Origin of the sequence: Pseudomonas sp. 5P_3.1_Bac2 (assembly GCF_025465995.1) — a bacterium.
Taxonomy (GTDB): Bacteria; Pseudomonadota; Gammaproteobacteria; order Pseudomonadales; family Pseudomonadaceae; genus Aquipseudomonas.
Genome location: NZ_JANLNY010000030.1, coordinates 431,532 through 438,227 on the forward strand (window position 1 = coordinate 431,532; position 6,696 = coordinate 438,227).

A 6,696-nucleotide genomic window follows, 5' to 3' on the forward strand; every position below is an offset into this window, starting at 1 on the left:
GGATTAGCCGCCGTTTTTTATGGGCGTGGTTTAGGGCGTGCTGTCGCTTTCGGCATTAGCGTTTTGTGTGGCCAAGAGTTCATCTTCGCTGGGCAGGGCGGTGCTGCTGACGCTGAAGTCGAGGATCTCGATATCGCCTTCACCTTGACCCAAGAGGTGGAAGGAGAACGCCTTGCGCTGCACCGGGTTGTCGAAGCTAAAGCTCAGCTCTACAGGTTGCGCGCTGGTTAGCAGCGGAATTTCCGGGATGCCCAGCGCGACATCGCGATCGTATTCCTTGGTTTTCAACTGCAGACGCGCGCCTTGCTCACCTAAGTCGATACCGCGCACCTTGAGGGTCACCGTGGTTTGCGTGGCGGGCTTAAGGCTCAGGTACTGGGCGCCGATCAGGTTATCGGTCCAGTCGTTGCCCAGTTCGGCACTAAGGCTGATTGGCTGGGCGTTGGCGAACTGATAATGCTCGGCATTGAGCAGGCCGCTGACGGATTGGTCGAGCAGGGCCGCTTGCTGGCTGACTAGGCGTGCTGGCCGGCCGCTGATGCGCTGCACGTAGCGGGCTTTATCCGCGATAAAACCCGGACTGGCGTAACGGCGGCAAATGTCCTGAAAGTCGCACTCGGTGAAGTTGCCCTGACCGTCGTGCAGGCGCAGCAAACCATTGGTGTAGGAGATGATCTGCCGGCCGCTGCTGTAGTCGCGCAGCAGCGAGCGCCCCGTGAGGTTGGCTGGCACCGGGAAGGCGAAGTAATCCAGCACCGAGGCGGTGAGGTCGACATGGCCGTAGACGCCATGCTTGAGCTTGGGCAGCTGCTCCTGCTCTGGCGCGAGCAGCAGGTTAAAGCCCCAGGCCGAGGCTAAGCGCACATCTTCCAGGCCATGGGATTCGTCGCTGGTGACGATGACCAAGGTGTCGTCGAGCACGCCTTGCTGTTTCAGCGCATCGAGGAAGTCGGCGATGGCGTCATCCAGATAGCCGATGGCGGCCAGCTTGGCTGTCGGATAACGCTCTAGGTAATTAGCCGGGGCAGAGTAGGGCTGGTGGGTGCCGACGGTGAGCAAGGTGAGCATCCACGGCTGCTGTTGCTTGCGCAGTTGTTGCACGTAAGTCAGGGCGCCCTCGAAGTAGGCTTTGTCGTCCATGCCCCAGGGAAATTCCAGATAAGGCTTGTTGCGAAACCAGTCGCGGCCCAGGGTGTGGTCAAAGCCCATGCGCGGCATGATTTGATCTTTGGCCATAAAACGCAGGCCCGCGCCTTGCAAAAAGTGTGTGCTCAGACCGCGTTCACGCAGTTGGGCGGGTAGGCATTGTTGGCTGCGCTCGGGGTTATTGAGCAGCTCCAGGCCTTTCGGGGTGCCGGTGTCGAGTTTGCTGTAATCGCCGCAGAGCATGGCGTACAGGCCACGAATAGTCTGGTGGCTGTGCAGCACGTAGTCATAAGTGAGCATGCCGTGCTGCGCCCACTGACTGAGACGCGGCATGGGGTCGGCCTGGTAGCTGCTGCCAATCGCCTCACGGCTGCCTTGCAAGTAGGCGCCAGTAACGCCCTCTAGGGTGATGATCAGCACATTGCGCGCGTTGCCTGCTTGGGCCAGTAGCGGCGTGCCGGTTAAATCCAGCTGGCTGAGGGCGCTGATGTCCACGGGCGCGCTAGGGGTGTCGCGCTCGACCCAATCAACCAGTGTTTGTTGGGCGTTGCTGGTGGCTTCGGCCAGCAACTTGTGCGAGAGGTTGAACTGCAGCCACTGATCCGCACTGCTGGGCTCGAGTTGTTGCTCTAAGCCGTGCACGGCAAACAGGCTGAGGGGTAACAGCAGCCAGCGCCGCGATAATGGCTTAGGCGCGGTGGTCGTGCGCGGCTGGCGCAAGCGCAGCAGCCAGTAAACCAGCAAGCTGACCAGCAACATCGCCGCCAAATAGGGATGGCTGAGGCCGTCGCCCTGGGTGGAGTGACTGACAAACTGTGGATCGAGCAGATATTGCAGATCGCTGGGCTCAGGCATACGCCCCACCGCATTGACCAATTCAATGTTGCTCAGACTAAACAGTGCCCACACCATCAGTACCGGCAGTGCTAGCCAGCTGCTACGGCGATGCAGCAGCACCAGCAGCAAGCTGCCCAAGGCTAAGTCGGAGAGGTAGCCGTACAGGTGTGACCAGCCCAATGCGTAACGCCCAAGCATGGGCACTACCAGCAGCAGTACAGCCAAAGCCAGTAATGCGCCAGAGGGACGTGGCAGCCGGTGGATGAGAGCCTGCACGAATACTCCTAAGAGAATTGGTCGGAAAATTTCGCTTGCCCGCTGCTGGCGAGTGCACGGTCGAAGAGCCGCAGGGCTCAGTAGCCAGTCAAGTACGCGGGATTAACCAAGCGCAGTTATAACAGTGGCAATATGATCGTCACGATTTTGAAACATGACTGTGCGCAGCGCTAGGGGTAATCAGCGAAAGTGACGAAAGAATGACGCCGGAAATAATTGGCTAATTCGATTTATTAGCCAGGGGAACAGCGCAGAGATAATCAGTTACGCGGGGGCTAGAGCGCTGGGGAGTGGCCAGCGTTTTGTCAGTAAGAGCAAAACGCCGCATGGCCAGCCCATATTATTTTTTGCCGATGCTGATTTGTTTAGTGGCGCCATAAACTTGACCACTAACACCTTTGGCAATTTCTTGAATCTTACCGCCAGATTTCAGAAAGGCTTCAATTTGCGCATCGATGGAGGCGCTGGTTTCGACAGCAGGAGCCGGTTTGGGTTTGCTGTTGGAGGCTTTTACACGCATGGCGGCCATTAACCTTGAATAAATTTAAGTTGGCCGTTCAGGTTACCTGATTTGCTTGACAAATGCTCGTTAAATAGCGGTCGAATATTTAAATCAAGCATTAAGAAAACTCTCCTGGTGCTCGAATTAATTAATAAATTGGGCTGTAAGTTTTTGTTTTATGTCTAATTTAGCTGGCCGGCCAAGGCCGCTGGCGGCGCCTGGCGACTGCCCGCCATTGGTCGTCTGCTCCAGCTGAATGGCCTTGTGGGCGGCAGGGTGCGCGGCTGTGGGCAGAAATCGAGCGGCGACTCGGCTAGAATGGCGGCCTGTTAATGAGGGTAGGTCAGCATGGCTGTAATTGGACGGATGAATAGTTTGCAGGTGGTGAAGCACACCGACTTCGGCCTGTATTTGGATGGCGGCGCAGATGGCGAAATTTTATTGCCCAAGCGCTATATCCCGAAAAACATACCCAGTGAAATTGACGATTGGTTAAACGTCTTTATTTATCTAGACAGTGAAGACAAATTAATCGCGACCACGGAGAAGCCGAAAGTTCAAGTGGGCGGCTTTGCCAGTTTAAAAGTGGTCGATATTAATCGCGTCGGTTTATTTTTAAACTGGGGATTAACTAAAGATCTGCTGTTGCCGCATTCCGAAGAAAAACGCCCGCTGCAAATTGGTGATTATTGCGTGGTGCATGTTTTTGTCGATAAGCGTTCACGCCGAATTACTGCTACTGCCAGATTAGATCGCTATTTAGATAACACCCCAGCTAATTATAAAGTCGCTGAGGAAGTTGACCTGTTGATCGTCGAGTCTACTGACATGGGCTTCAAGGCCATTATTAATGGTAAGCACTGGGGGCTGCTGCACAAGAATGAACTGTTTAAGTTCGTGCGGGCCGGCATGGAAGAAAAAGGCTTTATCAAAGAGGTACGTGCTGACGGCAAAATTAGTTTGAGCTTGCAGCCCGTAGGTCAGGCTGCGGCCAGTAGCTTGTCTGAGCAAATCCTGGCCAAGCTGCGTGAGCAGGATGGCGTGCTCAAACTGAGTGATAAGAGCCCGGCGGAAGAAATCGCAGCGCTGTTTCGGGTGAGCAAAGGTAATTTCAAAAAAGCTATAGGTGGTCTTTATAAGCAAGGTTTGATTGCCATTCATAGCGACCATATAAAATTGATAGACAATTAAACAATCCGTTGATCGGAAGTTAAGATCGACATGCTACCAGTGATTGTCAATTGTCCTACTGTTGTTTTCTGGAGGCTGCGCAGGGCGGGGCTTCCAGAGAAATATTACTCTTCGAGTCGGCATTGTCTTACGGTGCCACTTAGTACCACCTGATACCCTTCCAACAAACCAACAAGAACAACCTGTTGGCGATAAGTTGCACCTTTCAATATCTTTTTGATCAGGAGTGGCGCATTAGAGCCATTGCGTGCATTTCTGGATGATCCTTTCTTAACCGTTTTCCTAGTCTAAATAGGCGATTCATTAAGTCGCTCACATAGTGTGTGGCTATTGGGTTGGCTTGGCTAGTTGCTGTCTAAGCTATTAGATATTTAATACTTGGGGTGATTTATTGTAGAGCTTGCTAATTAAGTTGGTGGACTTTTTGGCTAGCTTTTTAATTCGTCGCTAGTGCTTTTGTTGTAAAGGACTTAGACGTTTTGTCGGGATGATAAAACGCTGGCGTTGATTTATCGGTAGTTCTGCTAATTTTATATTTGTCGAGCAGTGCTTATAGGAAGCTCAGTTGTCGCAATAGGAGAGTTGCAGCTATGTCGAGTCAGGTTAAAGTTAGTCCCCTCGCCCAAGAAGTTTCATCCGCCCCAATTACCCAGCTTGCTAACGATAACGTTCTTACGTTAACCCAAAGCAGCAATGTCGCTATAAACATCGATCCAGACGCTGTGCAGGGCTACTCCAAGAGTGGTGCTGACTTACTGATTAAATTAGATTCTGGCGAAACTATTCGCATCGTTAACTTTTATGCGCCAGGGCAGGAGCCCAGCCAGTTGTTCTTAGTTGACGACGACAAACTGGTGGCCGTGTATTTGCCACCTGTGGCAGCGGATGGTGCGTTAGCGGCTCAATACATCCCGCAAGAGACTTTGGCGGGTTTTGAATCGCTGACTACCGCTAGCGAGGAGGGCATTACCGCCGGTATGGCCTGGCTGATTGGCGCAGGCGTTGTCGGTGCTGGTGCGGCAATCGCCAGCGGTGGTGGCGGCGGTGGCGGTGGTCACGATCCGCAACCCAACCCAGGGGAAGAACCCGACGTTACTGCACCTGCCCCAGCCTCTGACTTGCAGGTCGCGCCCGATGGCAGCAGCATTGGCGGTAAAGCTGAGCCCGGCGCCTCCGTGGGGGTCGACACCAATGGCGATGGCAAGCCCGATGTCAGCGTAATTGCTGGCCCCGACGGCAGCTTCAATCTGCCGTTGCAGCCGCCTTTGACTAACGGCGAGACCATCACCGTTATCGTCACTGACCCTTCAGGCAACTCCAGTCCGCCCGCGCAAATTGATGCGCCTGACAGCACCGCCCCGGCGCCAGCGAGCAATCTGCAAGTGGCTCCAGATGGCAGTAGCGTTTCCGGTAATGCCGAGCCGGGCGCCACCGTTGGCATCGACACCAACGGCGATGGCGAGCCCGATCAAACGGTGGTCGTCGGTGGCGACGGCAGCTTTACCGCGCCGTTGCAGCCGCCGTTGACCAATGGCGAGACCATCACCGTTATCGTCACGGACCCCACCGGTAACAACAGCCCGCCCGCGCAAGTTGGTGCTCCAGATAGCACCGCCCCGGCTCCGGCCAGCAACCTGCAAGTAGCTCCGGATGGCAGCAGCGTTTCCGGTAATGCCGAGCCGGGCGCCACCGTTGGCATCGACACCAACGGCGATGGCGAGCCCGATCAAACGGTGGTCGCTGGCACCGACGGCAGCTTTACCGCGCCGTTGCAGCCGCCGTTGACCAATGGCGAGACCATCACCGTTATCGTCACTGACCCCACTGGTAACAACAGCCCGCCCGCGCAAGTTGGTGCGCCTGACAGCACCGCCCCGGCGCCAGCGAGCAATCTGCAAGTGGCTCCGGATGGCAGCAGCGTTTCCGGTAATGCCGAACCTGGCGCCACCGTTGGTATCGACACCAACGGCGATGGCGAGCCCGATCAAACGGTGGTCGCTGGCACCGACGGCAGCTTTACCGCGCCGTTGCAGCCGCCGTTGACCAATGGCGAGACCGTGACGGTAATCGTCACCGACCCGACTGGCAACAGCAGTACGCCAGCGCAAATTGATGCGCCGGACTCCACGGCGCCAGCGCCCGCCAGCAACCTGCAAGTGGCAGCCGATGGCAGCAGCCTAAGTGGCACTGCCGAGGCGGGTGCCACTGTATTAATTGATCTCAATGGCGATGGCACGGTCGATACCACTGCGCTGGTCGCGGCTGATGGCAGTTTCACGGTGGCATTGACTCCGCCGCTGCACGATGGCGAAACCATCAGCGTGGTGGTGCGTGACCCTGCCGGTAATGGCAGCAGCGCAGCGACTGTTCTGGCGCCTGACTTCCCTAACGCGCCGCTGGTTAATCCGAGCAATGGCGCCTCGGTTAGCGGCACCGCTGAGGCCGGAGTGGGCGTCGTGGTGCGTGATGCCAGTGGCAACCTTATCGGTCAAACCACTGCTGATGGCACGGGCGCTTGGTCAATCACCCCGGCAGTGCCAGTGGCTGATGGTGTCACCCTGAATGTGCAGGCGGTGGATGTTAACGGCAATCCCAGCCCGACTGTGTCGGTGGTGGTGGATGCTATTGCGCCGCCTGCGCCGGTGATTGCCCCGAGTAACGGTGAGGCTATCAGCGGTAGCGCTGAGGCCGGTGCGACTATTACCCTGACCGACGCTGGTGGGACCGTGCTGGGTGAAGTGACC

The 6,696-nt window shown here is 56.2% G+C and carries 4 protein-coding genes; 2 read left to right on the forward strand and 2 right to left on the reverse strand.

Annotation, left to right across the window (positions count from 1 at the left end; translation table 11 throughout):
* Positions 1–30: 30 nt before the first annotated feature.
* The gene (locus NTD81_RS21335; protein ID WP_262184763.1) at positions 31–2,259 is read right to left on the reverse strand and encodes an LTA synthase family protein; all 2,229 of its coding nucleotides are present in this window, start codon (positions 2,257–2,259) and stop codon (positions 31–33) included.
* 340 nt (positions 2,260–2,599) lie between these two features.
* Positions 2,600–2,788 carry a hypothetical protein gene (locus NTD81_RS21340; RefSeq protein ID WP_262184764.1) on the reverse strand — a complete coding sequence of 63 codons (189 nt, stop codon included), beginning with the start codon at positions 2,786–2,788 and terminating at the stop codon, positions 2,600–2,602.
* 321 nt (positions 2,789–3,109) lie between these two features.
* Here NTD81_RS21340 and NTD81_RS21345 point away from each other — a divergent pair, with 321 nt between their 5' ends.
* Together NTD81_RS21345 and NTD81_RS21350 are read left to right on the forward strand one after the other, a co-directional pair.
* Complete coding sequence (locus NTD81_RS21345; RefSeq protein WP_262184765.1) at positions 3,110–3,952, forward strand: S1 RNA-binding domain-containing protein; 843 nt, start codon at positions 3,110–3,112, stop codon at positions 3,950–3,952.
* A gap of 590 nt (positions 3,953–4,542) precedes the next feature.
* Positions 4,543–6,696: Ig-like domain-containing protein (locus NTD81_RS21350; protein ID WP_262184766.1), on the forward strand; the 2,154-nt coding region annotated here is incomplete at its 3' end.

Bases quoted from the DNA above. Each gene is read 5' to 3' on its own strand.
- NTD81_RS21340 (WP_262184764.1), bottom strand. From the start codon at position 2,788: ATGGCCGCCATGCGTGTAAAAGCCTCCAACAGCAAACCCAAACCGGCT.
- NTD81_RS21345 (WP_262184765.1), top strand. From the start codon at position 3,110: ATGGCTGTAATTGGACGGATGAATAGTTTGCAGGTGGTGAAGCACACC.